Below are 26,810 nucleotides of genomic sequence, written 5' to 3' on the forward strand. Positions count from 1 at the left end.
GGTGCCGCCGCGGGCCCGGCAGGCGGTGCTCGCGGCGGGCGGGGCGGCTCCCGGAACGGCCCGGCTGGTGGCCGCGGCCGTGGAGCGGGTCGCCGAGTGCGGGCTGGCTCCGCAGGGGACGGGCTTCTCCGCCGTCCTGAACCGTTCGGCGTTCACGCTCGGCGGCCTGGTCGCGGCCGGGGAGTTGGACCGGGCGGAGGCGGGGCGGCTGCTGCGGGCGGTCGCCGAGGCCGTCCGTCCCGGCCAGGAGCGCCGGGCCGAGCAGATCATCCGCAGTGGCCTCGCCGCCGGCGAGCGCCACCCGCTGCGCCCCGGGAGGCGGCCTTGAGTTTCGATTCCGGGGCCGAGGCGCTGTTCGGCTTCGATCCGCAGGCCGTGGCCGCGCAGATCCTCGCCCAGCAGACGCGGGTGCTGGAGCCGTCCGTACCGGCCCTCGTGCCGGTCGCGGAGCAGCTGGCCGCGGCGCGGGGCCTGCTGCCCGACACGCTCTCCGACCGGGGCAACGCGAAGCTCTTCGTTCGCCTGTACGCGGGTGACTACCGGCACGTCCCGGGTTTGGGCTGGTACCGCTGGGACGGTACCCGGTGGACCGCCGACGAGGACGACACCATCCTGTGGGCGGCCGGGGACCTGGCGGAGAGCATCGCGGTGCAGGATCCGCGCGGGCTGTTCTCCATGCAGGCGCTGCAGCAGCACCGTCGGCGGTCGCTGTCCACCGCCGGGATCAACGCGATGCTGGCGCAGGCGAAGTCGGCTCCGGGGATGGTGCTGTCCGCCGTGCAGCTGGACGCCGACCCGTACGTCCTGTGCACGCCGGCCGGCGTCGTCGACCTGCGCACCGGGGTGGTGCGCAGGTCCGAGCCGGACAAGGACTTCTACTCCCGGTCGACGAGCGTGGGTCCGGCGGACACGCCCACTCCGCGCTGGGACCGGTTCCTGGCCGACACCTTCGGCCAGGACGCGGCGGGGCGGGAGATGGCCGGCTTCCTCCAGTTGCTGCTGGGCTACTCGATCACCGGGGACGTGGGCGCGCAGGTGATGCCGTTCCTGTTCGGGTCGGGGAAGAACGGCAAGTCCGTGCTGCTGGACGTCCTGATGAAGCTGCTCGGGGACTACGCGGACGCGGCTCCGCCCGGGTTCCTGATGGCGCGTCCCTTCGAGGGCCATCCCACCGACCTGGCGGAGTTGCACGGCCGCCGGGTGGTGGTCTGCGCGGAGGTCAAGCCGGACGACAGGTTCGACGAGGCCCGGGTGAAGATGCTGACCGGCGGGGACCGGATCAAGGCGCGCCGGATGCGCCAGGACTTCTTCTCCTTCACGCCCACCCACAAGCTGTGGCTGCTGGGCAACCACCGGCCCCAGGTCGGTACGGGGGGGTTCGCGTTCTGGCGCAGGATGCGGCTGATCCCGTTCCTGAACGTGGTGCCGGACGAGCGCAAGATCGACAACCTGGCCGGGGTGCTGGTCGCCGAGGAAGGACCCGGCATCCTCAACTGGCTCATCGAGGGCGCCCGCCGCTACCTCGGCGGTGACAAGGACCTCACCGGCCCGGCCAGCGTGCGGATCGCCACCACCGCCTACGCCGAGACCGAGGACCACACCGCGCGGTTCTTCGACGAGTCCTGTGCCGTGCACCCCGACCAGCGGGCGGAGCAGACCGCCCTGTACGCCGCGTACCGGACCTGGTGCCACAATGAGGGCGCGGTGGCCCTGTCCTCCCGGGCCTTCGCCCAGCGCGCCCGCGAACTCGTCGGCCTCGGCTCCCCCAAGGAAATGGTCCTGTCCAACAGCCGCAAGTACTATCCGGGAGTCGGTCTCCTCACCGGACAGGAGCAGCAGCCGTGAGCTCCCTGATCAGCGACGACGAACTCGTCCACGAGGCGGAACTCGTCTGGCTGGAGGACATCAGCGCCCTCGACTACGTCCGCCAGAGCCTGGACCGGCTGCCGAACCGCCGCGGCCGGCCCGCGTACCACCGGGCGGGCCGGTTGGTGGGGTACGCGCAGTTGGGCCGGGAGGCGAAGGCGTCGCGGTCCTCGGGGACGTTCCGGCGGCGGGTGTTCTGGCTGCTGCCGCACGACCGCGACGCCCGGCCCGAGGGGTTGTACGCCACGGGGGCTCCGGCGGAGGCGGTCGATCCGGGGACGCTGGCGCCGGGGACGCGGGGCCGCAAGACGGAGCGTTCGGAGGGCGGGCCGCCCTCCAGTGCGATGCGGGAACTGGGGATCACGCTGCCGTTGTGAGGCCGGGCCCCCGTTCCGGCGGGGGCCCGGCGCGGCCGGGCTACGCCGCAGTGGTGAGCGTGCGCGGTCCGGTGGTGCCGAAGGCGTGGGCGTTGTCGTGGGCCCAGGTCAGGTAGTCGGTGGGCTGCCGTCCGGTGAGGGCGGCCAGGTCGGTGCTCACCCGGGTCTTGGCTCCGGCGTGCTGGCGCTCGGCGCTCTCCAGGAGTGCCTGGGCCACCGGCAGCGGGTAGCGGCGGCACAGGCCGGCCAGGGCTTCGTGCGGCGGCAGTTCCTCGAAGCGCACGGGTCGGCCGAGCGCCCGGCCGATGGCGTCGGCCTGTTGGGCCGGGCTGATCGCCTCGGGGCCGGTGAGCGCGTAGGTGCGGCCGTGCTGGCCGGGGCTGGTGAGCACCTCGACGGCGGCGCGGGCCACGTCGCGCGGGTCGATGCAGGCGTTGCGGGTGGCGCCGCCCAGGGCCCGCACCACGCCGTCCTCGCGGATCGTCCGGGCCCATCCGAGGGTGTTGGTCATGAAGGCGCGCGGCCGCAGGAAGGTCCACTCCATGCCGGAGGTGCGGATGAGCTCCTCGTTGTCGCGCTGCCAGCGGGTGACCAGGTCGTGCGCGCCCTGGTCCTCGACCGCGAGGGCGGAGAGCTTGACCAGGGAGCGGACGCCGGCCGCGGCGGCGGCCTCGACCAGGATCTCGTCCTGCCAGGGGCGGCAGGGGTCGCAGGTGACCACGAACACGGTCTCGACGCCGGCCATGGCGGCGTGGATGCTCGCCGGCCGGTCGTAGTCGCCGCGCACGACCTCGAAGGGGTTGCCGGGGCGTTCGGGGACGCCCGTGCCGCTGCGGCTCAGGACCCTCACCGGCGTGTCCTGGGGGAGTCGGCGCAGAATCTTGCGCCCCACCGTGCCGCTGCCGCCAGTCACCAGGATCATTCTCTTCACCTTGTCAGTCATCGGTTCTCGGAAAGGAGTGCGGTGCGCGCGGGGCGCGGTTCCGGTCAGCCGGGCGGGAGGCCCGGGCTGTCCTGCCAGGCGGCGGGGCGGTCGGCGGCCGCGACGCAGCGGGGGGTCTGGCTGCCGCGCCAGCCGGGGCCGACGGTGCGGGGGTCCACGGACTCGGAGGGCGCGCCGCAGGCGTAGGGCCCTTCGGGCCGGGTGTCGCGGTCGTGCGGCAGCAGCCAGAACACCCGGCGGCGGAACGTGCCCGAGGCGGGGGAGGCCGGGGCGTCGGGGTGGAGCACGGCGTAGCCGACCAGTCGGCCGGCGCGCTGGTGGCGGGGCCGGTCGTGGCGGTCGGGCAGCCGGTCCAGGCTCTGGCGGACGTAGTCGAGGGCGGTGATGTCCTCCAGCCACACCAGTTCGCTCTCGTCGGCGAGTTCGGCGGGCTCGATCAGGGCGCTCATCGGGTGCCTCCCCTGGGGTCGGTGGTTCGGGGGCCGGTGCCGCGGACGGTGGAGAGCGTCTGGTCCACCCGGGCGGCGAAGGTGCGTCGGGGTACCGGTGCGGCGTCCTCGGTGCCGCACCAGTCCTGGTAGGCGCGGTAGAGCCGGGTCCGGGCGGCCGGGTCGTCCGCGGCGGCGAGGTGCTGGTCGAGGAAGCGCGCGGTGTGGTCCTCGGTCTCGGCGTAGGCGGTGGTGGCGGTGCGCACGCCGGCGGGGCCGGTGAGGTCCTGGTCGCCGCCGAGGTAGCGGCGGGCGCCCTCGATGAGCCAGTTGAGGATGCCGGGTCCTTCCTCGGCGACCAGCTCCCCGGCCAGGTTGTCGATCTTGCGCTCGTCCGGCACCACGTTCGGGAACGGAATCAGCCGCATCCTGCGCCAGAAGGCGTCTCCGCCGTTGGCGACGCGCGGGAGGTGGTTGCCCAGCAGCCACAGGGTGTGGGTGGGGGCGAAGGTGAACGGTTCCCGGCGCATCCGGTGGGCGGTGACGGGGCCGTTGCCGGTGAGCAGTTCCACCCGGGCCTCGTCGAAGCGGTCCTCCGGGTCGGGTTCGGTGCACACGATGATGCGGCGGCCGTGCAACTCGGCCAGGGTGGTGGGGTGTTCGTCGAAGGGGCGGGCCATCAGGAAGCCGGCCGGGGCGGCGTCGGCGTAGTCGCCGAGCAGTTTCATCAGGACGTCCGTCAGCACGGACTTGCCGTTCTTCCCGGATCCGACGAGGAAGGGCATCACCTGCTGCTCGGCCCGGCCGGTGAGGGAGCGGCCGAGGAGCAGGTGGAGGAAGCCGGTGGTCTCCCGGCCGGCGGCGTCCTCGCCGAAGGTGTCGGCCAGGAAGCGGTCCCAGCGCGGGGTGGGGGTGTCCGCCGGACCCACGCTCGTCGACCGGGAGTGGAGGTGTCCGTGCGGTTCGGGCGCGGTGAGCGTGCCGGTGCGCAGGTCGACGACGCCGGCCGGGGTGCACAGCGCGTACGGGTCGCTGTCGAGGCGGGAGGCGGGTGCGGCCAGGCCGGGCAGGTGCCGGGCCCGGTCGAGGAGGCCGGTGATCCCGTCGGTGGAGAGCACGTTCTCCGACAGGCCGTGCAGGAGGGGGGCGCCGCGGTGTTCGAACGCGGGTGCCGTCAGCGCGTCGGCCATCTCGCCGGCGGCCCACAGGGCGGATCCCTCGGCGTCGGGCTGCCAGCGGTGGCCGGACCAGCGGTACCAGCCCAGGCCCGGGACGTGGCGGAAGCTGTCGCCGTACAGCGAGGCGAACAGCCGGGCGGCGCCGTCCAGCGGGTCGGTCCAGGTCGGGCGGTACCCGGCGGCGGGCCGGGGTGCGGGGGCCGGGCGGGTCGCGGCGGCGGCGCCGGCCGCGGCCGGGTACCGCGCGTCGGCCGGCAAGGCGCGCGGTACCCGGCTCACTGGTGTCCTCCCCGGCGGTCGTGGGGGTTCCGGAGAGGGGTCGGGGGTGCGGGGAAGCGGGGTCCGCGGCCGTCCGCGGGGCCGCGGGCGGGGCGCACGGGCCGGCCCTGGGCCGCCCGGGGCGGGCCGGAGTGCTCGGGGCGCATGGGTCGCTTCCTCTCGACGGTGCGGTGGTTTCGGCGGGCCGCGGCGGGCCGGGCCGCGGCGGGCAGGGTGCCGGTCAGGCGCGGCGGGGCCGCAGGGCGGCGGTGGCCGCCAGCACCGGCCGGCCGTTCTGCACGGCGGTGACCGAGAAACGGGCGTCGCCCGACTCGCTGTCGGACAGCCGGGTGCTGTGGAGCCAGCAGGGGCTGTCGAGTTCGGTGTAGCGCTTGAACGAGCAGCGCAGGGCGACCAGGTCGGCCGCGGGGGTGCCGAGGCCGGTGTAAGCGGCCTGGCGGACGGCCTCCAGCAGGAGCATGCCGGGGACGTGGTCGACGGGGTGGTCGAACAGGCCGGGGTGGGTGACGTCGACGCGCAGCTGGTGGCAGGTCGGGGAGTTGGTGGCGGACAGGACCACGTCGCGGAAGTCCTGGCGGCCGGCGCCGGACGCGGACAGCGGGGGGGCGAGCGGGACGGCGCGGGCCACGGAGCGTTCGAGGTCGGCGTACTCGCCGCGCAGCCGGGCGTAGACGGCCGGGGACTGGCTGGTGAACGAGGTGGCCGCGGTGGCCAGGGGGCGTCCGTCGGCGGTGATGTCGGCCCGCACCCTGGCCGAGGCCAGCCGTCCGGCGCGGCGCACCGTGTCGGAGGCGGTCATCCGCAGGTCGATCTCGGTGGGGCCGGGGCCGATGGCGAGGCCCTCGGGGTCGAAGGCGGCCTCGAAGTCCATCCAGGTCTGGCGGTCCGCGGCCGGCGCCCCGAGTTCGGCGTGGCCGAGCAGCAGGACGGCCTGGCGGAACGCCTCGACGACGAGCACGGGGTCGAGGCCGGCGTGGGGGGCGCGGTAGATGCAGTGGTCGTCGGGCAGCACCGCGGTGACGTGGTGGGTGCCGGGGGCGCCCTCGTGCCAGCGGGTCGGGAGGACCTCGGAGGGGTTCCTCTTGTGCACCAGCGTCGCGATGGTGCGGGAGAGGTCGGTGGTGACGGTCGTGTCGTGCTCAAGATCCGTGGACATGCGAAGCCCCCCTGGGTCAGAACAGGGGCGGCGGAGGCCGCCCCGACCAGCACAACATAACGAGTGCTCGGTTTATTGTCACAGAGATCGAGTAACTTTTTGATAACGGTGGAGAATGTCGATTCTGTCGATGGTCACAAGCCAGCCACCCTCAAGATGACTAAAAAACCCTACATAGCGGTCAATTCGGACATGCAGCCTAGGAGGAAGGCGCCAATCCGGCTCGGGAGTTTACCAAGAAAAGGTAAAGAAAAGTAAAGAGAAGATAAGTTGAGGAGAGGTGAAGTTCGATACGATAGCGATCGTTCTTAACGTTTTGGAGGGATCGCGGTGCGTGAAGAGCTGAAGCAGGAGCGGGCGGTGCAGACCCGCGCCGCCCTTCTCATGGCGGCGGCGGAGGCCTTCGACGAGTCCGGCTACGCCGGCGCCAGCGTCGCGAAGATCCTGGAACGGGCCGGACTGACCCCGGGGGCGATGTACTTCCACTTCAAGAACAAGGAGGCGCTCGCCACGGCCGTGGCCGCCTCCCAGCAGCAGACGGTCGTACCGCACCTGGAGTCCGAGGGCATCCAGCGGGCGGTGGACACCACGCTGCTGTGGGCCAGGCAGCTGCGGACGGATTCGGTGCTGCGGGCCGGGGTGCGGCTCGGCGTCGAGCGGGACGCGCTCGAACTGCACGACGCCACCACCTTCGACGCCTGGACCGAGATCCTGGCCGGCTTCCTGCGCACCGGGGCCGAGCGGGGCGAGCTCCAGGCCGGGGTCGACGTCCACGAACTGGCCGAGTACATCGTCTCCTGCTGCACCGGCATCCAGATCTACTCCGAGGCCGCCACCCGCCGGGCCGACCTGACCGAGCGCCTGGTGCGGATGTGGCAGATGGTGCTGCCCGGCGTCGCCGTGCCCGCCGTGGTCGCCCGGATCGACCTCAGCGGCGCGCGCCTGTACGCGACCGCCGCCGCCACCGGGAGCTGACCCCGGCACCGCGCGCGGGCGCCGGACCGCGCGCCGGGGCGTTCGACCCGGGACGGAACGATCCATCGTCAACGCCTCCAGCGTCGCCGGGCTGCCGGCCACCGGCGTCCCGGCCGCCCACGTCGCCGCCAAGCACGCCGTGATCGGCCTGACCAAGGAGGCCGCGGCGGAGTACGGGCACCTGGGCATCCGGGTCAACGCCCTCGCGGTCAGCAGCACCATGACCGACATGATCCGGGCCGCCCCGGCCGTGGAACCCGGACTCGGCGACGCCTTCATCTCCAACAGCATCCAGCGGTGCTGGGCGGAGCCGGTCGAGGTGGCGGCGGCCGCCGCCTGGCTGTGCAGCGGCCGCTCCTCCTCCATCACCGGTAGCGCGATGGCCGTCGACGGTGGGGCCACCGCCATCTGAGCCCGCCGGGGCCGGAGCCCGGCCGCGCGGCCTGGACGGACGCGCGGCCGGGCTCCGGCGTGCCCGCTCCGCCCGTCCCGCCCGCCTTGCCCCCGCATCCCTCCCCACCCGGGCTCCGGCCTCGGATCGGCGCTCCACAAGAATAAAGCGAGCAACCGCTTTGTTTTTGCGGGGTTGCGGCGCTACAGTCATCCCGTGAACAGAGGCGCACCGGGCCGTCCGGCGCCGGAAGGGACGTGTGGCCATGGGGCGGGCACGTGAGGGGCAACGGTCGGTCCGCGCGGAGCGGACGAGGGCGGAGCTGGTGCGGGCCGCGGCCCGCACCTTCGACCGCGACGGCTTCGGCGGGGCCTCGCTGCTGCGTATCAGCGGCGAGGCGTCCGCCTCGCTCGGGGCGCTGACCTTCCACTTCCCCTCGAAGTCGGCGCTGGCCGACGAGGTGCAGCGGCAGGCCCGCGACGTGGTCCGGGCCCTGATCGCGCAGACCGCGATCGCCGGGGCCGAACCCCTGGAGGCGGCACGGCTGCTGACCCGGGACCTGGTCGGCGCGCTGGAGCGGGACGACCGGGTGCGCGGCGCGGCGCGGCTGCTGCGGGAGCGCGAGGGCGCGGGCCCCGGGTGGATGGTGGAGTGGGCGGTGGCCGTACAGCTGCAGTTCGCGCGCGCCGCCCGGGCCGGCCTGCTCGCCCCCCGGGCCGAGCCGGAGGAGGTCGCGGCGCTGGTCCAGTACTTGATGGTCGGTGTCGAGGCGGCCGTGCGCGGCCAAGGCAGCGGGGTGTACCCGCTGCAGTCCGCGCGGCTGTGGGAGTTGCTGGAGCGGGGCATCGCCGCGTCGTGAGCCGGTCGTGAGCCGCAGGAGAACGCCCGTCACGATCAGCATATGCCGATCCAAAGTAGCCCTGTAAAACAAAGCGAGCATTCGCTATTGTGTTGATGCGGCTGGGGGACGGTCCACAGCGATGACAGAGGAAGGCGGACAGCCATGACGGTGACCTCCATCGGTACCGTCCCCGACGCGGACCTGCGCACGCTCGTCGCCCGGGAGGTGCACGACCGGATCGGCAGCGGACTGGCGCTGGTCCTGCGCCGCCTCGACCTGCTGGAACACACCCCGGCGAGCCAGGCCGAGAGCCGGAGCGGCCGGCTGGAGGACGTCCGGGCCGCCCTGTCCGAGGCCCTCGGCGCCACCCGCGAACTCGTCGCCAGCCTGCGCGGCGCCCCGCCCGCCGACGGCGCGAGCGCCCCGGCGCCGCCGCTGGAGGCGGCGCTGCGCGACTACCTGCGCGCCGCCGCCCCCGCCGGGACCGAGGTGCGGCTGCGGGTCTACGGCGACGACAGCCGCCTGCCCGGGCCCGTCGGCGACGAGGTGTTCGTGATCGTCCGCGAGGCCCTGCGCAACGCCCTCGCCCACGCCGGGGCCGGCCTGGTCAGCGCGATCGTCACCGTCGCCCCGCACGAGGTCTGCGCGACGGTGCGCGACGACGGCGACGGCTTCGACCCGGCGGCCGTCCGGCGCCCCGGCCGCGCCAACGGCCTGCTCGCCATGGAGGAGCGCGCCGCCGCGCTCGGCGGCACCGCCACCGTCTCCTCCGCACCCAGGCAGGGCACCGAGGTGTCCCTGTGGATCCCGATCGACGAGAGGAAGAACGACCATGACTGACCGCCGGATCCGCATCCTGGTCGCCGACGACCACACCCTGCTGCGCGAGGCGGTGTGCGAGATGCTGGGCACCGAGGACGACTTCGAGGTCGTCGCCCAGGCCGGGGACGCCGTGTCGGCCGTGCGGCTGGTCGCCGAGCACCGCCCCGACGTCGCGCTGCTCGACATCCGGATGCCGCACAACGACGACCCGGTCGCCACCGTGCGCCGCATGCTCCAGTACTGCCCCCGGCTGCGGATCGTCATCGTCAGCACCGACGACCACCCGCTGCTGGTACGCCAGTTGGTCGCCTCCGGCGTGTGCGGCTACGTCCACAAGAGCGCCTCGTGGCAGACCATGACCGCGGCGGTGCGCCAGACCCGCGGCCCCGAGCAGGCGGTGGTGACCCTCTCCCTGCCCACCGGCCGCGCCGCCGACCCCGGGACCGGGGACGGGACGGCGGACGAGCGGCGGCTGTCGGCCCGCGAGATCGAGGTGCTGACGCTGGTGGCGGCTGCCCTGAGCAACCGCCAGATCGGCGCCCGGCTCGGCATCACCGAGGGCACCGTCAAGCGCCACCTGCGGAACCTGTTCGACAAGCTCGGCGCCGTCTCCCGGATAGACGCCGTCAACAAGGCCGTCGCCACCGGCCTGGTCCGGCCGCACCAGCCGCAGCGGTCGCAGCGCTCGGCCGCCTGAGCGCCCGGACCACGGGGCGGGGTCCGGACGGCCCGGCCCGCGGGGGCCGGGCGCTCAGATGCTCAGGTAGCCGCCGTCCACCGGGATGGCGCTGCCGGTCACGTAGGAACTGGCGTCGCCGGCCAGGAACAGCAGCGCCCCGTCCAGCTCGTACAGCTCGCCGGCCCGGCGCATCGGGGTGCGGCGCTCGACCCAGGAGCGTCCCTTGTCGTTCTCCAGCATGTCGGCCGTCATCTCCGACCAGAACCAGCCGGGGCACAGGCTGTTGACCCGCACCCCCCGGTGGGCCCACTGGGCGGCCAGGTCCCGGGTCAGGTTCACCACCCCGCCCTTGCTCGCCGCGTACGCCGCCTGCGGCAGGCTCCCGCTGCCGACCATCCCGTAGACCGAGGCCACGTTGACGATGCTGCCGCGGCCCCGTTCGAGCATGCCCGCGCCGATGACGCTGCTGAGGGCGAACACCGCGGACAGGTTGACCGAGACGATGGCGTCGAAGCTCTCCGGGCTCTGCCGCTCCGCGGGCACCACCTCCGACAGGCCCGCGTTGTTGACCAGGACGTCGATCGGGCCGAGCTGCTCGGCGACGGTGCGCACCAGCTGCTCGCGCTGGTCGGCGCGGGTCACGTCGCACACCACCGGCAGGCTGCCCGGCAGTTCCTCGGACAGCAGGCGCAGCGGCTCCTCGCGGCGGGCCGTCAGCACGACCCGGGCGCCGGCCGCGCTGAGCACCCGGGCGAAGTGCGCGCCGATCCCGCTGGAGGCGCCGGTCACCACCGCGACGCGGCCGTCCAGCCGGAACATCGCGGTGGGGTCGGGCAGCGCCGCGGTGTCGCGGGCGGGGCGCGGCGGGGTCTGGGTCTGGATTGCGGTGGTCATCTCACATCACTTCCACAACGGCGGCGGACCAGGTGAAACCTGCGCCGGCACTGAGCAGGACGAGGAGTTCGCCGGGGCCGGCCGCCCCGGTGGCGAGCAGGTCGGCGAGGTTGGCGACGGCGTCGCCGGCGCCCAGGTGGCCGGTGTCCCCGCCCAGGTCGACGACCGGGGCGGAGCAGGCCGCCAGGAACGCGAGCCGGTAGGGGCCGTCCACCACGTGGCGGGCCAGCCGGGGCAGCCCGGCCGCCCGCAGCCGGGCGTCGTCGGGCGCGACCCGGGCGTCGGACAGCGCCCGGCCCACCACGTCGACCACCGCCCGGCAGGCGACGGGGCCGAAGTCCAGCTCCGGGCGCAGGGCGCGGAACTCCTTCTTCGACACCCGGGGCAGCAGCGTCTTGGTGCCGCTGACCGGCGTCGGGGTGAACGGGGCGTTGCCGCGGTGCATGCCCTCCAGGGCGGCCACCGCGACGGTGGCGACCGACAGCAGCCGCACCGCGCCGGCGTGCGGCACCCGGTCCACCAGCACCGAGGTCGCGCCGTCGCCGTAGGCGACGCCGTAGTCCCCGCCCCAGCGGTCGAAGCCGGGCGCCGGGAAGCAGTCGGCCGTGGTCACCAGGGCCGGCCCGGCGCCGGGTTCGACCGCCAGGTCGCGCGCGGCCCGGTCGACGGCGGTCAGCCCCCCGTTGCACATCTGCTGGATGCCGAGCGGGACGGCGGCGGCGGCGCCCAGCCGGTCGGCCAGGTAGTGCGCCGGGGACCAGAACTCGTGGCCCTGGTGGTGCGTCCAGGCGTGCAGCAGCGCGCCCAGGTCGGCCGCCGGCACCCCGGCTTCCGCCAGGGTGCGCCGGGCCGCGCGCTCGGCGAGCTCCACCGGGGCCGCCGCGGCGGTCGGCAGCCCGCGGTAGCCGTACCGCTCGGCGTCCTGCGCGCTGATCAGGGCGTCGGCGACGGCCTGCTCGCGGGTGTGGAAGCCCTCGCCCAGGACGGTCGCCGGGGCGCTGAGGTAGACCGCGTCAAACCGCATCGCGCACCTCCCCGGCGGGGCGCCGGGCCGCGGTGCTGCCCAGCTCGACGTACAGGGAGGCGACAGCGGTGCCGTCCTGCTCGAAGTCGACCCGGGCGCCGACCCGGCCGGGGACGCTGCCGTCGACCGGTCCGACCCGCACGGTGATGTCGGAGTCGAGTTCGGCGAAGCGCAGGTAGGAGGCGTCCACCCGGCGCAGGAACAGCTTGGACGGGGCCAGGCCCAGGTGCTCGCCGGCGGCGAACAGGGCGGCCTGCCGGGCCGCCTCCATCATGACCGGTCCGGGCACGTGGTCCTGGGGGTGGTCGAACATGCTCGGGTGGGCGACCGGGACCCGCAGCCGGGCCACCGCGCCGTCGGCGCTCGGCCGGACGTCCCGCAGGACCACGTTCGCGTCGCGCTCGCGGCCCACCAGGTGCGGGGCGAGCGGGGCGCCGCCGGTGTGCCGCTCGACGGTGTCGGAGGTAGGCGGCAGCGTGTCGCGGTGGCCCATCCGCAGTTTCTGGTAGACCGCGTCGGGGCGCTGGGCGGTGTCGACGGTGACGGTGCCGGCCTCGCGGCCGCCGGCCGTGACCCGCACCTGGTGGACGACCCGGGAGACCGCCCCCTCGTACTCCTTGACCAGCAGCACCGAGCCGAGCAGGACCAGGTCCAGCGGTCCGGCGGCCCGCAGCGGCTCGGGGTCGGTGATCTCCATCCGGGCGGTCGCGGTGATCGACTTGGTGGCGGAGCCCGCGTCGTGCTGCAGGTGCATCGCGCACAGCAGCATCTGCCGCACGCCCTCGAACACCGCGAGCGGGTCGTGCATGGCGGGGCTGCCGGTGTGGTCGCCGTAGTAGGCGTGGTCGGCGGGCAGTTGGGCCGCGGCGTGGAAGGTCGTCGCGTCCACCGAGCGGAAGTCGGTCAGGAAGACCTCGGCCAGCGCGGCCCGGTGCACCAGGTGCCGGGAGACGGTGCGCTGGGTGGCGAGGTCGGCGGTGTCCGTGCGGGCGGTGCCGGCGCCGCGGGCGGCGTCCGCGCGGGGGGCGCCGGCGGTGCGGGCCGCGTCGAGGGGGAAGGTGATGACGGTCATGGCGGTGGCTCCAGGAGGTGGGAGGGCTCGGGCCGGGGCTTCAGGGGGCGGGGACGGGGGCCGCGCCGTCCAGCGCCTGCCGGAGCAGTTCCCCGACCTCGCGGGCGGCCTGCTCGGCGTCGCGGAAGAGCACCGCGTGCCAGCCCGCCTCGCGGGCGCCCTCGGTGTTCTTCTCGACGTCGTCGACCAGCACGCACGCCTGCGGCTCGACGCCGGCCAGCCGGGCCGCGAGCCGGAACATCTCCGGTTCCGGCTTGCGGGTGCCGACCCGGTGGGAGCAGACGACGGCGTCGAAACGGGAGTCGTCGGCGACGGCCGCGCGGTGCCGCTCCCACGACGGCGGCAGGTTCGACAGCAGGCCCACGAACGCGCCGCTCGCGCGGAAGGCCGCCAGGTGCGCGGCCCAGGCCCGGTTCGCCGGCCGGCCGGCGAACCAGCGGTCGCCGAAGTCCGACAGGTCGCACTCCAGGCCGAAGGTGCGCTCCAGTTCCGCCTCGACCTCCTTGGCCCAGGTGTCCTCGTCGAGCAGCGGTATGTCGAGCACGCCCATGGAGTCGGTGCCGTGGGCTTCGCCCACCAGCCGCATCGACTCCTTCAGCGCGTGCAGCGGTATGCCGTAGCGGGTGCTGAACTCGCGGAAGGTGGTGTCGACCGGCTGGGTCAGCACACCGCCGAAGTCGGTCCACACGGCGAACGGCGGGGTGGCGGCGGAAGCGGGGGAGGAGAGGGGGGAGGACACCGCGGGGGCTCCTTCGGGACGGGGCGGGACGGCGGACGGGGCGGGACGGAGGACGGGCGGGCGGCGGGGCCCGCGGCGGGCGCGGCGGCGGCCGGGCCGTCGGCGGGGCACGGGCCGGCTAGAGCCGGTAGAGCAGGCCGCCGAAGTACCAGCCGGAGCCGACGGCGGTGGACAGCACCAGGTCGCCGCGGTGCAGGACCCCGGTGCGCAGGTACTCCGACAGCGCGATCGGGATGGAGGCGCAGCCGGTGTTGCCGCGGGTGGCGAAGTTGGTCAGGAACTTCTCCCGGGGCAGGTCCAGCCCGTCGCGCACCCCGGCGTGGATGGCGTTGTTGCCCGGGTGGGGCACCAGCCAGTCCAGGTCCGAGGTCTTGAGCCCGTTGCGCTCCAGCACGTCGCCGGCGACCCGGAGGCTGGAGCCGACGGCGAGGTCGATCAGTTCGGGGCGGGGCCGCAGCCAGCCCTCCGGCGGCCGGGCCGCGACGGTGTCGGCCTGGGTGGAGTCGCAGTCGAGCACCGAGTCGAGCAGGGCGCTGCCGTCGCCCGGGTCGCCCTTCTCCAGCACCACCGCGCCGGCCGCGTCGCCGAAGACCAGCTGGCCGCGGGTGCCGGGGCGGGCCCGGTGGGAGAAGCGGTCGGCGGCCACCACCACGGCGCGCCGCCAGCCCGGGTGGGCGGTCAGCATCGAGGCGGCGATCTGCACCCCGTGGACGAAGCCCGTGCACGCGCCGCACACGTCGAAGGCCAGCGCCCCGTGCGCGCCGAGGGCGGTGGCGACGCCCGGCGCGATCTCCGGGATCCACTGCCGGTCGGTCCAGTTGGCCAGGACCACCAGGTCGGTGTCCTCGGCCGCGTGCCCGGCGTCCTCCAGCGCGGCCCGGGCCGCGCGGACCGCCATGTACTCCACGGTCTCGTCCTCGGCGGCGACGTGCAGGCTGCGCACGCCCAGCTCGTCGGCGGCGCCCGGCGGGTAGGTGCGGCCGCCGAGGGTCACCTCGCCCTGGTGGCTGCGCAGTTCGCGGGGGAAGTAGTGGCCGAAGCCGGAGAACCTGAGGCCGGATCCGGTCCAGGTGCTGCCTTCGGTGCGGGTGTGCATGGTCGGGCTCCTCGGTGCGGGGTGTGGGGTGGGAGGGGCGGCGTCAGCGGTAGCGGCCGTCGGGGTCCAGGGCGCGCAGCGCCGCGAGCTCCCGCTCGGTGACGGGCTCCTCGGGCACGGCGGTGTCGGTCCGGGCGTTCCAGCCGGTGCGGGTGGCGACCGCGTGGGCGGCCTGCCGGGCGACTTCTTCCGGGGCGTGCTCCGCCGGGTCGGCGTCGGACAGCCAGGTGGCCAGCCGGAACGGATCCTCGGGGGCGTCGCGGACGAACCTGCCGAAGTCGCTGACCACGGACTTGACCCGGTGTCCGGGGCTGGTGCGGTAGGCGACCCGCTCCACGTAGCGGCGCCGCGAGGAGGGGGCGATCACCACGCAGTCGGTGCTGGAGGCGATGTCGTTGGCGCCGCCCGAGCCGGTGAGCCAGCGGCCGTCGCCGGAGACGCTGGTGTTGATGGTCCCGGTGCCGTCGATCTCGGCGGCGGCCAGCACCCCGAGCGCCCGCGGGTTGGCCGCGACCATGCCGCCGAGGATCTCCGGGATGCCCGCCAGCATCTCGCTGCCGGCCGCGTGCAGCAGGCTGAACAGGAACACGTCGCCCTGCTGCGGGGTGAAGCCGTACATGCCGAGCTCGGCCGTCACCTTCACGTCGCGGCCCTCGTCGCGCAGCAGGTCGGCGGCCAGCCAGGCCGCCATGTGCGAGGAGCCGATGCCGGCCAGCAGCGTGTCGTAGCCGTGCGCGCGGACCTGCGCGGCGACCTCCCGGGCGCCCAGGACGATCAGGCGTTCCTGCCGGGTGGGGGGCGGCGGCGCGGCCGGGGCGGGGAGTTCGGCGGGGCGCTCCAGCAGCGCGGTGCCGGCGCGGCCGGCCGCCCGGGCGGCGACCTGGTGGCCGAGGGGTGAGCGGGGCGCGGGCACCGGGACGGGTGCGGTGCGGCCCGCCCGCCGCTCCGGGCCGCGCGGGTGTGCCCCGGTGCCGGGGGCGGAGCCGGGGCCGGCGGCGGTGGCGGCCGGTTCGGCGGGTTCGGCCAGTTCGGCGAGCCGGACGCAGCCCAGGCGGTTCAGGTAGCCCTCGTGCGAGCCGGTCCCCTCCACCCAGGTGCGGTACCAGTCGCGTCCGCGCTCGGGGCCGTGGCAGGAGTCGACGATCTCCTCCAGGAAGGCGTAGTCGTCGCGGTAGCCGGTGACCCCGGCGAGGCCGCCGGTGCGCAGCGCCTGCGGGTGGGCGCCCATCGGCGCCTCGCACAGGCCCAGCACCCGGGTGCCGGGGATCAGCACCCGGTCGGCGATCGCCCGCAGTTCCTCGCGGCTGACGATGCGTTCGACCGAGGCGACCACTCCGCGCTTGGCGGCGTAGGCCGCCCAGGCGCCCTCGCCCAGCGGGGGCACCAGCGCCAGGTTGCCGTCCTCGTCGGCGGCCACCGCGTGGATGAGGGTGACGTCCGGACGCAGCGGTGCGGCCAGGGTGACCTCGGCCCGCGGGTCGGCCGGGTCGGGCACCCGGAACAGGGTGTCCGGCTTGTCCTCGGCCAGGTCCGTCCCGGCCAGCGACCCGGTGGCCGCGTACGGGGCGCCCGTGGCTCCGGCGATCAGCCGCTGCACGTAGCTCAGCAGCGACCAGGCCTCGAACGCGAACGGCTCGCCCTGCGGCAGCCGTTCGTACAGCGGGTTGGGGCGGGGGGAGGGGTAGGTGTCCCCGGCGAAGCCGGCGATGACCTTGTCGGCGACGCCGGACAGCGCCAGCGCGTGCGCGGAGGAGTGGACCGCGGTGGTGCTGACCGTCAGGTGGCCCCGGTCCCCGAGGACCCGGCACAGGGCGTGGGTCAGCGCGTTGGGCCGCGAGGGGGTGCCCGCCAGGTGGACGTGGTCCCCGGGCCGGACCAGGGCGCGCACCAGCGCGTCGGGGTCCGCGGCGATCAGCGGCGCGTTCACGCCGCCGCTCCCAGGGCCACCACGGAGGTCTGGCTGCCGAAGGCGAAGGACATCGAGACGGCCAGGTCGAGTTCGGTGCGGCGGGCGCCCTCGAAGACGTGGTCCTGGTCGCACTCGGGGTCGATCGAGCTGAGGTTGATGGTGGGGGCGATCGTCTGGTGGTGCAGCATCAGGCTGGTCGCGGCGGTGTTGATGATGCCGGCGATGCCGAAGGTGTGGCCGTAGATCGGCTTGTTGGAGCTGAGCGGGGGCAGCTTGCCGGCGCTCAGCTGCGGGTACAGCGCGCGCAGGGCCCGGGACTCGGCGATGTCGTTGTAGCGGGTGGCGGTGCCGTGCGCGCAGTAGTAGTCGACGTCGGCCACCGAGCGCCCGGCCACGGCGAGGGCGTCCTCGACCACGGACGCGGTGACCTTGCCGGTCAGGTCCATGGTGGTGGGGTGCGCGGCCTCGTTCAGGGAGGCGACGGACAGGATCTCCGCGTACACCCGGGCGCCGCGCGCCCGGGCCACCGATTCGCGCTCCAGGCAGAGCACCACGGAGCCCTCGCCCAGGGCGAAGCCCTCGCGGTCGTTGCTGTAGGGGCGCACCGCGCGGGTCGGGTCCTCGCGCTCGGAGGAGATCACCCCGTGGCCCATGGCCCGGTAGCAGGCGGCGACCTCGGGGACGATCGGGAACTCGTGGCCGCCGACCAGCATCGCGTCCGCCGCGCCCGAGCGCAGTTCCCGCACGGCCAGGCCGATCGCCTGGTGGCCGCCGACGCAGGCGTTGCTGACGGTGGTGACCAGGCCCTGGGCGCCGTTGTAGATGGCCGAGAGGCTGGCGGGGCAGCCGGGCAGGCCGCGGAACATGGCGCCCTTGTCGCCGAACGCCGCCGGGTCCGCGCCGGTGAGCACGTCGCGCCACCAGGAGAACGGGCCGCGCGAGGAGGACATGATGATGCCCAGCCGGCGCGGGTCCACGTCACCCGTGGCGAGTCCGGCGTCGCGGCGGGCCTCGGCGACCGCGGACATCGCGATCAGGATCTCCCGGGAGTACTTGGCGGCGTGCGCGTCGGTGAGCTCCGGGAGGAACGGGTGGTGGTCGAAGCCGGATATCTCGGCCGCGGCGTACACCGGCAGGCCGGCCTCGGCGCCGTCGAAGCGGGTCAGCCGGCCCACCTGGGAGCGGCCGCCGGAGATGTTGGACCAGAACTGGTCGACGGACAGTGTGTTCGGGAGGACCACACCGATTCCCGTGACCACGACGCGGTCGGCGCCCTGGCTGAGGAATGACGATGGGGAACTCTTACGGGTGTTCCGTTCGGAATCGTTGCTCGTCATGCGGGAAACACTACGAACGCGGACCGGGAATTCCATGGGCTCTCCGGTACTCGAATTCCGGTCCGCCCGGTACCGCGGGTACCGGGCGGTGGTCCCGGACGGCGATTTCGGACGGCGCTTCTCCGGGCGGTGCTTTCGGGTGGTGCTTTCCGGGCGCTTTCCCCGGCGGGTTTCCGGGTGGTTTTCCGGGTGGGTTCCCGGACGGCGCCCGCCGCGTGGTCCGCCGCGTGGTCCGCGAACGCCGGGAAGCCGGCTCCCGCCCGCTTCCGGGAGGGGACCGGCTTCCCGGTGGCGCCGGTTCACTCCGGCTGGAACCGCTTGAGCTCGCGGCGGGCCAGCGAGGCGCGGTGCACCTCGTCCGGGCCGTCGGCCAGGCGCAGCGTGCGGGCGTGCGCCCACAGCTGGGCGAGCGGGAAGTCCTGGGAGACGCCGCCGCCGCCGTGCGCCTGGATCGCCTTGTCGAGGACCCACTCCGCCATCGCCGGGACGGCGATCTTGATGGCCTGGATCTCGGTGTGCGCGCCCTTGTTGCCGACGGTGTCCATCAGCCAGGCGGTCTTCAGCACCAGCAGCCGGGCCTGTTCGATCCGCACCCGGGACTCGGCGATCCACTCGCGGATCACGCCCTGCTCGGCCAGCGGTTTGCCGAACGCGGTCCGCCGGGAGACCCGTTCGCACATCAGCGCGAAGGCCCGCTCGGCCATGCCGATCAGCCGCATGCAGTGGTGGATCCGGCCCGGCCCGAGCCGGGCCTGCGCGATGGCGAAGCCGCCGCCCTCCTCGCCGATCAGGTGGGCGGCCGGGACCCGGACGTCGGTGAAGACCACTTCGCCGTGGCCGCCGTGGGCGCCGTCGGTGTAGCCGAAGACGGTGACCCCGCGCTCCACCCGCACGCCCGGGGTGTCCCGGGGCACCAGCACCATCGACTGCTGGCGGTGGCGCTGCGCGCCGGGGTCGGTCTTGCCCATCACCACCAGCAGTTCGCACTCGGGCGCCATCGCCCCCGAGGACCACCACTTGCGGCCGTTGATCACGTACTCGTCGCCGTCGCGCTCGATCCGGGTGCCGATGTTCGACGCGTCGGAGGAGGCGACCTCCGGCTCGGTCATGCAGAACGCCGAGCGGATCTCGCCCTCCAGCAGCGGCTTGAGCCAGCGGTCCTGCTGCTCCGGGGTGCCGAACGCGGCCAGGACCTCCATGTTGCCGGTGTCCGGCGCCGCGCAGTTGACCGCCTCGGGGGCCAACTGCGGGCTGTGGCCGGTCAGTTCGGCCAGCGGCGCGTACTGCAGGTTGGTCAGGCCGGCGCCGAACTCGTCGCCCGGCAGGAAGAGGTTCCACAGCCCCTGGCGCCGGGCCTCCGCCTTGAGGTCCTCCAGCACCGCCGGGCGGCCCCAGGGGTCGCCGGCCAGGTGCTGGGCGGCGAAGACGGGCTCGGCGGGCAGCACGTGCTCGTCCAGGAAGGCCCGCATGCGGGCCAGGAGGTCCTGGGTGCGGGCGTCGTAGGCGAAGTCCATCGGGTCATCTCCGAATCGGGGCGCGGGCGCGTACGGGGGTGCGGGCGCCGCGGGCGGGCGCGGCCGGGGTGCGGGAGGGGCGGTGCGGGGGCGGTGCGGATGCGCGAGCGGGCGGGGCGCCGGGGCCCGGGTCAGCCCAGGGCGCGCAGCGCGGCGTGGCCGCGGTCGACCAGCAGCGCGACCGCCGGCGCGAGGTCGGCGGACTCCTCGCCGAGGGTCAGCCCCTGCACCGTGCGGCAGTGGATGCCCTCCAGGATCGCGGCGATCTTGTAGAAGGCGAACGCGACGTACCAGTCCAGGTCGTCCAGCGGCACCCGGCCGTGCCGGGCGTAGCGCTCCACCACCGCCGCCCGGTCGGGCCACCCGGGCAGCACGCCGGGCGAGGGGACGGGGGCGCGCGCGATGCCGGCGAAGCCGTCCCAGTACATGCACAGCATGCCCAGGTCGGACAGCGGGTCGCCGAGGGCGGACATCTCCCAGTCCAGCACCGCGGCCACCCGTCCGGGGTCGCCGGGCGCGAACAGCAGGTTGTCCAGCTTGTAGTCGCCGTGCACCAGCGCGGCCCGCGACGAGCGCGGCAGGCGCGCGGCCAGTAGGTCGTTGAGCTCGTCGGCGCCGGCGACCTCGCGGGTGCGGGAGGCGTCCCACTGCTTGCGCCAGCGCCGCACCTGGCGCTCCATGAAGCCCTCGGGCCGGCCGAAGCCGTCCAGCCCGACCGCCCGCGGGTCCACCGCGTGCAGCTCGGCCAGGGTGTCCACCAGGGCGTGCGTGGTCAGGGCCGCGGCCCCGGCGTCCAGCGGGGCCAGGTCGGCGTCGCTGCGGTAGGTGCCGCCCACCGCCAGCTCCATCACGTAGAAGGGCGCCCCGATCACCGAGGTGTCCTCGCACAGGCCGAACGGGCGGGGCACCGGCACCGGGGTCGGCGCCAGCGCGGCCAGGACCCGGTACTCGCGGCCCATGTCGTGCGCGGTCGGCAGCACGTGGCCCAGCGGCGGGCGGCGCAGGACCAGGTCCCGCTCCCCCCAGCTCAGCCGGTAGGTCAGGTTCGAGCGGCCGCCCGCGAGCAGTTCCACGCCGCCGAGCGGCCCGGGCGTCGCGGGCAGGGCGTGCTCCAGCCAGGCCGACAGCCGGGCGGCGTCCAGTGCCGCCGTCCGGGCCGGCGGTGCGCCGGTGTCCAATGTGCTCTCCACTTCGTACGGGCTCCTCGACCGGCGCGGCCGAGGTCCCGGACGCCGGGGGTGCGTCCAGGACCTCGGGAAGCCGCTCAGCTGTCCGCGATGAGCTTGCCGCCCGCGCCCCAGCTCTCCGGGCCGGTCTCCTGGATCCACACCTGGACGGTCTCGGCGGGAATCGCGTACGCCTCCACGAAGGCGTCGGTGATCCGCGCGACCAGGTCGCGCTTCAGCTCGACGGTGCGCGGGCCCTGCTGGACGGTAACGATCGGCATTTCATCCTCCAGTAATGCGGTGGCGGTCGGGGCCCGGGGAGTCCCGATTCCCGGCCGCCCGGGATGAGGAAAACGCTACGGCCCGCCCGGGGACCGGCCAAGGAGAATTCACCCATCGATTCCGGCCGTGTGTCGGAAGAGGCACCGGCGCTTTTCCGCGGGTGTTTCCTCGGAGGTGTTCCCCGGCTTTTCCCGCGCGGCCCGCCGTAGGCTCCGGCCACCCGACACTGAGGAGGACCCACCGATGTCCGCCACCGAGCAGCGCGTCGCCGTCGTCACCGGGGGAGCCCGCGGCATCGGCGCCGCCACCGCCCTGCGCCTGGCCGCCGACGGCCACGCCGTCGCGGTCCTCGACCTGGACGTGGACGCGGCCGCCGCCACCGCCGAGCGGATCACCGCGGCCGGCGGCCGGGCCCTGGCCGTCGGCGCGGACGTCGCCGACGAGGACGAGGTCGCCGCCGCCGTCGCCCGGGTCGCGGAGCAGTTGGGCGCGCCCACCGTCCTGGTCAACAACGCCGGGGTGCTGCGCGACAACCTGCTGTTCAAGATGACCGCGACCGACTGGGACACCGTCATGGGCGTCCACCTGCGCGGCGCGTTCCTCATGTCGCGCGCGGTCCAGCGGCACATGGTCGCCGCCGGCTTCGGACGCATCGTCAACCTCTCCAGCTCCTCCGCGCTCGGCAACCGCGGCCAGGCCAACTACGCCGCCGCCAAGGCCGGCCTGCAGGGCTTCACCAAGACGCTCGCGCTCGAACTCGGCAAGTTCGGCGTCACCGCCAACGCCGTCGCCCCCGGGTTCATCGCCACCGAGATGACCGCCGCCACCGCCGCCCGGATGGGCATCACCTTCGAGGAGTTCCAGGCCCGCGGCGCCGCCGCGATCCCGGTCCAGCGGGTCGGCACCCCCGAGGACGTCGCCGAGGCCGTCTCCTTCTTCACCGGCCCCCGGGCCGGGTTCGTCTCCGGGCAGGTCCTGTACGTCGCCGGCGGCCCGCTCGGCTGAAGCGGCCCCGCCCGGCCGCCCCTCCCCCACCCCACCCGGCCGCAGCGGCCGACCGCAGCAGGAAGGACCACCCCGTGGCAACGCCCCGGCACTTCACCAGCCCGCTGGACCTGCACGCCGCGACGGGCCTGCGGCTGGGCCCCACCGACTGGACCGTCGTCGACCAGCCGCGCATCGACCGGTTCGCCGAGGCCACCGACGACCTCCAGTGGATCCACACCGACCCCGGGCGGGCCGCGGCCGGGCCCTTCGGCACCACCATCGCCCACGGCTGGCTGACGGTCTCGCTGCTGCCCTCCTTCGAGGCGCAGCTCGTCGAGGTCGGCGGCGCGACCATGGGCGTCAACTGCGGCGCCGACCGGATCCGCTTCCTCGCCCCCGTCCCCAGCGGCTCCCGGCTGCGCGCCACCGCCACCGTCGACGAGGTCAAGGACGTCGCGGGCGGGGTCCAGGTGGTCCTCGCCGTGGAGGTCGAGGCCGAGGGCGCCGACCGGCCGGTGTGCGCGGCCCGGACGATCAGCCGCTACTACCTCGCCGACTGAACGGCGCGGTTCCCCGTCCGCACACCGCCCGCGTGCCGCCCCCGGCCTCCCCCCGGGGGCGGCACGCGTTTCCGCTCCGTCCGGCTGTCCGGCTGTCCGGCCACCCGGCCGCCGGGACGCTCCGGGGCCGCGACGTCCCGCGGCGCGCACGCCGAGGCCCCGCGCCCGGTTTCCCGGGGCGGGGCGTCAGGGGCGGGGCATCAGCGACTGGCCGCCCCGGCCCGGGGAACCGGCACCCACAGGACGCCGAGGGTGGTCAGCGCGGGGAGGGCGGACGGGGCCGGGAGGGGCAGCGGGGCCGGGAGGGGGAGCGACACCAGCCGCCAGGTCAGCCGGCGCAGCCGGAGCCCGACCGGTCGCGGGTCCACGGGGGTCAGATCCCCCCGCCGGCGGCGATCAGCCCGCCGTCCACGGTGATGGTCTGGCCGGTGATCCAGGAGGCGTCCGCGGAGGCGAGGAAGGCCGCGGTGGCGGCGATGTCCTCGGGCGTGCCGAGCCGGCCCATCGCGTAGCCGGCCGCGATCTCCTCCTCGCGGCCCTCGTACAGCTTGGCCGCGAACTGGGTGCGGACGACGGCCGGCGCCACCGCGTTGACCCGGATCCGCGGGCCGATCTCCTGGGCCAGCTGCTTGGTCAGGTGGATCACGGCGGCTTTGCTGGCGCCGTACACGCCGATGCCCGTGGCCGGGCGCTGTCCCGCCACGGCGGTGATGTTGACCACCGCGCCGCCGTTCTCCGCGAACCAGGCGTCCCGGGCCTCCCGCAGCCAGCCCAGGGCCGCCAGCACGTTGACCTCGAACACCTTGCGGACCGCGGACTCCTCGATGTCGAGGACCGGGCCGAAGACCGGGTTGATGCCGGTGTTGTTGACCAGCACGTCCAGCTGTCCGAAGGCGTCGAGGGTGCGGCGCACGGCGTCGGCCCGGTGCTCCGGGTCGTCGGCGCGGCCGGCCACGCCGATGGCGTGCTCCGGGCCGCCCAGCTCGGCCACGGCCTCGGCCAGCGGCTGCGGGGAACGCGCGGTGACGCACACGCGGGCGCCCTCGGCGACGAGCCGCCGGGCGACGGCGAGGCCGATCCCGCGGCTGGCGCCGGTGACCAGGGCCACCTTGCCGTGGAAGCGACCGGAGTTGGTGATCACGACTTGTTCCTCCATAGCGGGGCGGGACGGACCGTCCGCCCGGGCGCGGTGGGGCGCGCCCGGGCGGACGGTTCGAGCGGGCGGTTCGGGCGGACGGTCCGGCGGCGGTCAGGGGGGGACCGCCGCCGAACGGGTGCCGGACGGCGGGCACGGATGCGGGGAGAAACCGTCCGGCCCTTCGTCCTGCGTCGATCCTAGGAATTCCCGGCGCCGTTCTTAATTCCCCTTCCGGGGTGCCCGGGTACCACTCAGGAGGCAGCGGCCGGCACCCGGAGCGGATCGGCCGGGACGGACCCGTGGATTCCCCGGACGGAACCGAGGAGTTCCCGCCGGTTGGCCATTCCGAGTTTGTGCAGGACGCTGCTCACGTGGTTCTTGACGGTCTGCCGCGCCAAATGGAGCTCCAGGGCTATCTCCTCGTTGGAGAAGCGCCTGAGCAGCAGCCCGAGGACCTCCTGCTCGCGGCCGGTCATGCCCGGGAGGCGGTCGCGCCCGGCGGTGAACGGGAGGGTGCCGGGCTGCGGCTCCCTCAGGTACCACACCGGGCGTCCGACGGCGACGGCCTCCACCGCCCGCACCAGGCGCTCGGGCGAGGCCGTCCGGTGGACCAGGGCGTCGACGCCGCCGCTCAGGCAGGCCGCCACCACGGCCGGGTCGTCGGCGCCGGTGAACACCAGCACGGACGGCGGTTTCGCGAGGGCCTTGGCCTGCCGGCACAGCAGCACGCCGTCCCCGGGCGCCAGCAGGTCCACCTCGGTGATCAGCACGGCCGCGTCGAGGCGGCGCACCGCGTCGAGCGCGGCCTGCGGGGAGGCGGCCTCGACGGTCTCGTCCGCCGCGCCGCTCCGCCGCAGCAGGGCGGCGATCGCGGCCCGCGGGACGGGGAAGGGGTCCGCCACCACCACCGCGCGGTGCCGGGAGTAGGAGGGCGTCGCCGGCGGATCAGCCATGTCCGCTTCCTTTCACCGGTCCTCCGGAACGCCGTCCGGAGGGATCGGAATGGTGACGGGTCGTCGTGGGGGAATTCCCCGCGACGCTACCGCCCGTTCCGGCGGTGGGGGCTCCCGTTGTTCCGATCCTCCCTCCGGGTGCGCCCCAGGTGGTTCCGGAAATGGTCCGGCGGAGGAATGCGGGGTGCATTCGGCATTTCCCCTTAAGTGGCATCCCGCGTGTTCCCAACGGACCGCTGCGGCTTCCTTGGGGAAGGTGGGGGCGGTCGGGGCGGCGAATCGGATTAGCGTGGCCGCCCGACGGACGACTTTACGGAGCACCGATGACCGCATCAGCACCGCTCTCATCCCCGACGGCCGACCGGCAGGACCTGCCGTCCGGCGCACCGTCCCCCCGCCCCGCCCCGGGCACCCCGACGGGCACCCCGGTGAACGGCCCGGTGAACGGCCCGGCCGCCGACCCGGTGAACGACCTGGTCGGCGAGCTGGAGCGCTCGTTCCGGCACACCGCGCCGTCCATGCGCGAACGGCTGGACGAGTTGGCCGGGCTGCGCGCGGCCCTGCTCGACGGCCCCGACCCGGCGGCCACCGAGCGCCAGCACGCCCGCGGCAAGCGCACCGTGCGCGAGCGCATCGCGATGCTGCTGGACGAGGGCTCCTTCACCGAGGTGGAGGGGCTGCGCCGGCACCGCGCCACCGGTTTCGGGCTGGAGCGCCGCAAGCCGCCCGGCGACGGCGTCGTCACCGGGTGGGGCACCGTCAACGGCCGTCAGGTCTTCGTCTACGGGCACGACTTCCGGGTCTTCGGCGGCGCGCTCGGCGAGGCCCACGCCGAGAAGATCCACAAGGTCATGGACCTGGCCGAGGCGGCCGGGGCGCCCCTGGTGGCCCTGTGCGACGGGGCCGGCGCCCGCATCCAGGAGGGCGTCACCGCGCTGGCCGGCTACGGGGGCATCTTCACCCGCAACGTGCGGATGTCCGGCGTGGTCCCGCAGATCAGCGTGATCCTCGGGCCGTGCGCCGGCGGCGCGGCCTACTCGCCCGCCCTGACCGACTTCGTGTTCATGGTGCGCGGCACCGCGCAGATGTACATCACCGGCCCGGACGTGGTCCAGGCGGTCACCGGCGAGCGGGTGACCCACGAGCAGCTGGGCGGCGCCGACGTGCACGCCGCCGTCTCCGGGGTCTCGACGTTCCTGCACGACGACGAGGAGTCCTGCCTGGAGGACGTCCGCTACCTGCTGGACATGCTCCCCGCCAACAACCGCGAACTGCCCCCCGACGACGGCGGCCCCGACGACGAGGAGGACGGGGGCGACGCGCTGGTCAACCTGGTCCCGGCCGACCCGCACCAGGCGTACGACATGCGCGCGGTGATCCGGGAGGTCGTCGACGGCGGCGAGAGCCTGGAGCTGCACGAGCGCTGGGCGCCCAACATCGTGTGCGCGCTCGCCCGGATCGGCGGGCAGGTCGTCGGCATCGTCGCCAACCAGCCGATGGCGGGCGCCGGGGCGCTGGACATCGACGCCTCCGAGAAGGGCGCCCGCTTCGTGCAGATGTGCGACGCCTTCAACATCCCGCTGGTCACCCTGGTCGACGTGCCCGGCTTCCTGCCCGGCACCGACCAGGAGCACGAGGGCATCATCCGCCGCGGCGCCAAGCTGCTGTACGCGTACTGCAACGCCACCGTCCCCCGGGTCCAGGTGATCCTGCGCAAGGCGTACGGTGGCGCCTACATCGTGATGGACTCCCGCTCCATCGGCTGCGACCTGTCCTTCGCCTGGCCCACCAACGAGATCGCGGTGATGGGCGCCGAGGCCGCCGCCAACGTCGTCTTTCGCCGCGAGATCGCCGCCTCGGCCGATCCGGAGCTGACCCGGGCCGAGCGCGTCGCCGAGTACCGCGGCGAACTGATGCACCCGTACTACGCGGCCGAGCGCGGCCTGGTCGACGACGTCATCGACCCGCGCCACACCAGGCGGGTGCTCATCCGCTCGCTGCGCATGCTCCGGGCCAAGCACGCGGACCTGCCCCAGCGCAAGCACGGGAACCAGCCGGTATGACCGCGACCCGCACCCCCACCGCTCCCGCGCGGCCCGCGCCTTTGGCGCCTTCCGCACCCGCGCCCGCGCCCACGTCCGTCGCCCTCGCCGTCCCCGCGCGGCCGACCGTCCCCGTGCCGGCGCCCGTACCGCCGCCCGCGC

27 protein-coding genes and 1 pseudogene are annotated in these 26,810 nt (G+C 74.7%); 11 read left to right on the forward strand and 17 right to left on the reverse strand.

Features of this window, described 5'->3' with window-relative positions; all coding sequences use genetic code 11:
* The 3 genes and pseudogenes from ACWEO5_RS28715 to ACWEO5_RS28725 all read left to right on the forward strand — a co-directional run.
* Positions 1 to 328: pseudogene (locus ACWEO5_RS28715) on the forward strand (bifunctional DNA primase/polymerase); the annotation flags it as partial.
* Positions 325 to 1,845, forward strand: a complete 1,521-nt coding sequence (locus ACWEO5_RS28720) for a DNA primase family protein (RefSeq protein WP_452165118.1) — start codon at positions 325 to 327, stop codon at positions 1,843 to 1,845. The pseudogene ACWEO5_RS28715 and the gene ACWEO5_RS28720, both read left to right, overlap by 4 nt.
* Entirely contained in the window at positions 1,842 to 2,243 is a 402-nt protein-coding gene (locus ACWEO5_RS28725) for a DUF6009 family protein (RefSeq protein ID WP_344556940.1), read from the forward strand. The genes ACWEO5_RS28720 and ACWEO5_RS28725 overlap by 4 nt, the downstream gene beginning before the upstream one ends.
* A 40-nt stretch (positions 2,244 to 2,283) precedes the next feature.
* On the opposite strand, the gene ACWEO5_RS28730 is transcribed toward ACWEO5_RS28725, so the two are convergent.
* From ACWEO5_RS28730 to ACWEO5_RS28745, 4 genes are all read right to left on the reverse strand, one after another.
* Positions 2,284 to 3,165, reverse strand: a complete 882-nt coding sequence (locus tag ACWEO5_RS28730) for an SDR family oxidoreductase (RefSeq protein WP_452165119.1) — start codon at positions 3,163 to 3,165, stop codon at positions 2,284 to 2,286.
* Positions 3,166 to 3,230: 65 nt separating this feature from the next.
* Positions 3,231 to 3,635, reverse strand: a complete 405-nt coding sequence (locus tag ACWEO5_RS28735; RefSeq protein WP_452165120.1) for a DUF6009 family protein — start codon at positions 3,633 to 3,635, stop codon at positions 3,231 to 3,233.
* Positions 3,632 to 5,071, reverse strand: coding sequence for a DNA primase family protein (locus ACWEO5_RS28740; protein WP_452165121.1), 1,440 nt, complete (start codon positions 5,069 to 5,071; stop codon positions 3,632 to 3,634). The genes ACWEO5_RS28735 and ACWEO5_RS28740 overlap by 4 nt, the downstream gene beginning before the upstream one ends.
* Positions 5,072 to 5,291: 220 nt before the next feature.
* On the reverse strand, positions 5,292 to 6,227 hold the full coding sequence (locus ACWEO5_RS28745; RefSeq protein WP_452165122.1) for a ScbA/BarX family gamma-butyrolactone biosynthesis protein: 936 nt from the start codon (positions 6,225 to 6,227) through the stop codon (positions 5,292 to 5,294).
* A 330-nt stretch (positions 6,228 to 6,557) separates the two neighbouring features.
* Between ACWEO5_RS28745 and ACWEO5_RS28750 the strand changes: the two genes are divergently transcribed.
* The 5 genes from ACWEO5_RS28750 to ACWEO5_RS28770 all read left to right on the forward strand — a co-directional run bounded on the left by ACWEO5_RS28750 (position 6,558) and on the right by ACWEO5_RS28770 (position 9,953).
* Complete coding sequence (locus ACWEO5_RS28750; RefSeq protein ID WP_452165123.1) at positions 6,558 to 7,202, forward strand: ScbR family autoregulator-binding transcription factor; 645 nt, start codon at positions 6,558 to 6,560, stop codon at positions 7,200 to 7,202.
* Between the two features lie 64 nt (positions 7,203 to 7,266).
* Positions 7,267 to 7,614, forward strand: a complete 348-nt coding sequence (locus ACWEO5_RS28755; protein ID WP_452165136.1) for an SDR family oxidoreductase — start codon at positions 7,267 to 7,269, stop codon at positions 7,612 to 7,614.
* 244 nt (positions 7,615 to 7,858) lie between these two features.
* Entirely contained in the window at positions 7,859 to 8,452 is a 594-nt protein-coding gene (locus ACWEO5_RS28760) for a TetR family transcriptional regulator (RefSeq protein WP_452165124.1), read from the forward strand.
* 144 nt (positions 8,453 to 8,596) lie between these two features.
* On the forward strand, positions 8,597 to 9,274 hold the full coding sequence (locus tag ACWEO5_RS28765; protein ID WP_452165125.1) for a sensor histidine kinase: 678 nt from the start codon (positions 8,597 to 8,599) through the stop codon (positions 9,272 to 9,274).
* Complete coding sequence (locus ACWEO5_RS28770) at positions 9,267 to 9,953, forward strand: response regulator transcription factor (protein WP_344556924.1); 687 nt, start codon at positions 9,267 to 9,269, stop codon at positions 9,951 to 9,953. The genes ACWEO5_RS28765 and ACWEO5_RS28770 overlap by 8 nt, the downstream gene beginning before the upstream one ends.
* Before the next feature lie 54 nt (positions 9,954 to 10,007).
* On the opposite strand, the gene ACWEO5_RS28775 is transcribed toward ACWEO5_RS28770, so the two are convergent.
* From ACWEO5_RS28775 to dmpI, 10 genes are all read right to left on the reverse strand, one after another.
* Positions 10,008 to 10,829 carry an SDR family NAD(P)-dependent oxidoreductase gene (locus ACWEO5_RS28775; RefSeq protein ID WP_452165126.1) on the reverse strand — a complete coding sequence of 274 codons (822 nt, stop codon included), beginning with the start codon at positions 10,827 to 10,829 and terminating at the stop codon, positions 10,008 to 10,010.
* Position 10,830: 1 nt separating this feature from the next.
* Complete coding sequence (locus ACWEO5_RS28780) at positions 10,831 to 11,853, reverse strand: 3-oxoacyl-[acyl-carrier-protein] synthase III C-terminal domain-containing protein (protein ID WP_452165127.1); 1,023 nt, start codon at positions 11,851 to 11,853, stop codon at positions 10,831 to 10,833.
* Positions 11,843 to 12,925, reverse strand: a complete 1,083-nt coding sequence (locus ACWEO5_RS28785; RefSeq protein ID WP_452165128.1) for an AfsA-related hotdog domain-containing protein — start codon at positions 12,923 to 12,925, stop codon at positions 11,843 to 11,845. The genes ACWEO5_RS28780 and ACWEO5_RS28785 overlap by 11 nt, the downstream gene beginning before the upstream one ends.
* Before the next feature lie 40 nt (positions 12,926 to 12,965).
* The gene (locus ACWEO5_RS28790; RefSeq protein WP_452165129.1) at positions 12,966 to 13,664 is read right to left on the reverse strand and encodes an HAD-IA family hydrolase; all 699 of its coding nucleotides are present in this window, start codon (positions 13,662 to 13,664) and stop codon (positions 12,966 to 12,968) included.
* Between the two features lie 118 nt (positions 13,665 to 13,782).
* Entirely contained in the window at positions 13,783 to 14,760 is a 978-nt protein-coding gene (locus ACWEO5_RS28795; protein WP_344556919.1) for a ketoacyl-ACP synthase III, read from the reverse strand.
* A gap of 43 nt (positions 14,761 to 14,803) precedes the next feature.
* Positions 14,804 to 16,687, reverse strand: a complete 1,884-nt coding sequence (locus ACWEO5_RS28800) for a CoA-transferase (RefSeq protein ID WP_452165130.1) — start codon at positions 16,685 to 16,687, stop codon at positions 14,804 to 14,806.
* Positions 16,684 to 17,928 (reverse strand): beta-ketoacyl-[acyl-carrier-protein] synthase family protein, encoded by a 1,245-nt coding sequence (locus tag ACWEO5_RS28805; RefSeq protein WP_452165137.1) that lies wholly within the window; start codon positions 17,926 to 17,928, stop codon positions 16,684 to 16,686. The genes ACWEO5_RS28800 and ACWEO5_RS28805 overlap by 4 nt, the downstream gene beginning before the upstream one ends.
* A gap of 377 nt (positions 17,929 to 18,305) precedes the next feature.
* A complete protein-coding gene (locus ACWEO5_RS28810; protein WP_452165131.1) occupies positions 18,306 to 19,520 on the reverse strand; it encodes an acyl-CoA dehydrogenase family protein in 1,215 nt (404 codons plus the stop codon).
* Positions 19,521 to 19,651: 131 nt separating this feature from the next.
* Positions 19,652 to 20,710, reverse strand: a complete 1,059-nt coding sequence (locus ACWEO5_RS28815; RefSeq protein ID WP_452165132.1) for a phosphotransferase family protein — start codon at positions 20,708 to 20,710, stop codon at positions 19,652 to 19,654.
* A 74-nt stretch (positions 20,711 to 20,784) separates the two neighbouring features.
* On the reverse strand, positions 20,785 to 20,967 hold the full coding sequence (gene dmpI / locus ACWEO5_RS28820) for a 4-oxalocrotonate tautomerase DmpI (protein ID WP_344556914.1): 183 nt from the start codon (positions 20,965 to 20,967) through the stop codon (positions 20,785 to 20,787).
* Between the two features lie 244 nt (positions 20,968 to 21,211).
* Here dmpI and fabG point away from each other — a divergent pair, with 244 nt between their 5' ends.
* Together fabG and ACWEO5_RS28830 are read left to right on the forward strand one after the other, a co-directional pair.
* Positions 21,212 to 21,973: a 3-oxoacyl-ACP reductase FabG gene (gene fabG / locus ACWEO5_RS28825; protein ID WP_452165133.1), complete on the forward strand. Its 762-nt coding sequence runs from the start codon at positions 21,212 to 21,214 to the stop codon at positions 21,971 to 21,973.
* A gap of 74 nt (positions 21,974 to 22,047) precedes the next feature.
* A complete protein-coding gene (locus tag ACWEO5_RS28830) occupies positions 22,048 to 22,515 on the forward strand; it encodes a MaoC family dehydratase (RefSeq protein WP_344556912.1) in 468 nt (155 codons plus the stop codon).
* A 200-nt stretch (positions 22,516 to 22,715) separates the two neighbouring features.
* On the opposite strand, the gene ACWEO5_RS28835 is transcribed toward ACWEO5_RS28830, so the two are convergent.
* The 3 genes from ACWEO5_RS28835 to ACWEO5_RS28845 form a co-directional block, all read right to left on the reverse strand.
* Positions 22,716 to 22,883 carry a hypothetical protein gene (locus ACWEO5_RS28835; RefSeq protein WP_452165134.1) on the reverse strand — a complete coding sequence of 56 codons (168 nt, stop codon included), beginning with the start codon at positions 22,881 to 22,883 and terminating at the stop codon, positions 22,716 to 22,718.
* A 5-nt stretch (positions 22,884 to 22,888) separates the two neighbouring features.
* Positions 22,889 to 23,653 (reverse strand): SDR family oxidoreductase, encoded by a 765-nt coding sequence (locus ACWEO5_RS28840; RefSeq protein ID WP_452165138.1) that lies wholly within the window; start codon positions 23,651 to 23,653, stop codon positions 22,889 to 22,891.
* Positions 23,654 to 23,904: 251 nt separating this feature from the next.
* Complete coding sequence (locus ACWEO5_RS28845) at positions 23,905 to 24,606, reverse strand: LuxR C-terminal-related transcriptional regulator (protein WP_452165135.1); 702 nt, start codon at positions 24,604 to 24,606, stop codon at positions 23,905 to 23,907.
* Between the two features lie 518 nt (positions 24,607 to 25,124).
* On the opposite strand from ACWEO5_RS28845, the gene ACWEO5_RS28850 reads away from it, so the two are divergent.
* Positions 25,125 to 26,669, forward strand: coding sequence for an acyl-CoA carboxylase subunit beta (locus tag ACWEO5_RS28850; protein WP_344556951.1), 1,545 nt, complete (start codon positions 25,125 to 25,127; stop codon positions 26,667 to 26,669).
* Positions 26,670 to 26,810: the final 141 nt, after the last annotated feature.

This window comes from Kitasatospora sp. NPDC004272, assembly GCF_053603035.1.

Bases quoted from the DNA above. Each gene is read 5' to 3' on its own strand.
- ACWEO5_RS28730 (WP_452165119.1), bottom strand. From the start codon at position 3,165: ATGATCCTGGTGACTGGCGGCAGCGGCACGGTGGGGCGCAAGATTCTG.
- ACWEO5_RS28735 (WP_452165120.1), bottom strand. From the start codon at position 3,635: ATGAGCGCCCTGATCGAGCCCGCCGAACTCGCCGACGAGAGCGAACTG.
- ACWEO5_RS28745 (WP_452165122.1), bottom strand. From the start codon at position 6,227: ATGTCCACGGATCTTGAGCACGACACGACCGTCACCACCGACCTCTCC.
- ACWEO5_RS28760 (WP_452165124.1), top strand. From the start codon at position 7,859: ATGGGGCGGGCACGTGAGGGGCAACGGTCGGTCCGCGCGGAGCGGACG.
- ACWEO5_RS28765 (WP_452165125.1), top strand. From the start codon at position 8,597: ATGACGGTGACCTCCATCGGTACCGTCCCCGACGCGGACCTGCGCACG.
- ACWEO5_RS28770 (WP_344556924.1), top strand. From the start codon at position 9,267: ATGACTGACCGCCGGATCCGCATCCTGGTCGCCGACGACCACACCCTG.
- ACWEO5_RS28775 (WP_452165126.1), bottom strand. From the start codon at position 10,829: ATGACCACCGCAATCCAGACCCAGACCCCGCCGCGCCCCGCCCGCGAC.
- ACWEO5_RS28780 (WP_452165127.1), bottom strand. From the start codon at position 11,853: ATGCGGTTTGACGCGGTCTACCTCAGCGCCCCGGCGACCGTCCTGGGC.
- ACWEO5_RS28785 (WP_452165128.1), bottom strand. From the start codon at position 12,925: ATGACCGTCATCACCTTCCCCCTCGACGCGGCCCGCACCGCCGGCGCC.
- ACWEO5_RS28795 (WP_344556919.1), bottom strand. From the start codon at position 14,760: ATGCACACCCGCACCGAAGGCAGCACCTGGACCGGATCCGGCCTCAGG.
- ACWEO5_RS28810 (WP_452165131.1), bottom strand. From the start codon at position 19,520: ATGGACTTCGCCTACGACGCCCGCACCCAGGACCTCCTGGCCCGCATG.
- dmpI (WP_344556914.1), bottom strand. From the start codon at position 20,967: ATGCCGATCGTTACCGTCCAGCAGGGCCCGCGCACCGTCGAGCTGAAG.
- fabG (WP_452165133.1), top strand. From the start codon at position 21,212: ATGTCCGCCACCGAGCAGCGCGTCGCCGTCGTCACCGGGGGAGCCCGC.
- ACWEO5_RS28845 (WP_452165135.1), bottom strand. From the start codon at position 24,606: ATGGCTGATCCGCCGGCGACGCCCTCCTACTCCCGGCACCGCGCGGTG.
- ACWEO5_RS28850 (WP_344556951.1), top strand. From the start codon at position 25,125: ATGCGCGAACGGCTGGACGAGTTGGCCGGGCTGCGCGCGGCCCTGCTC.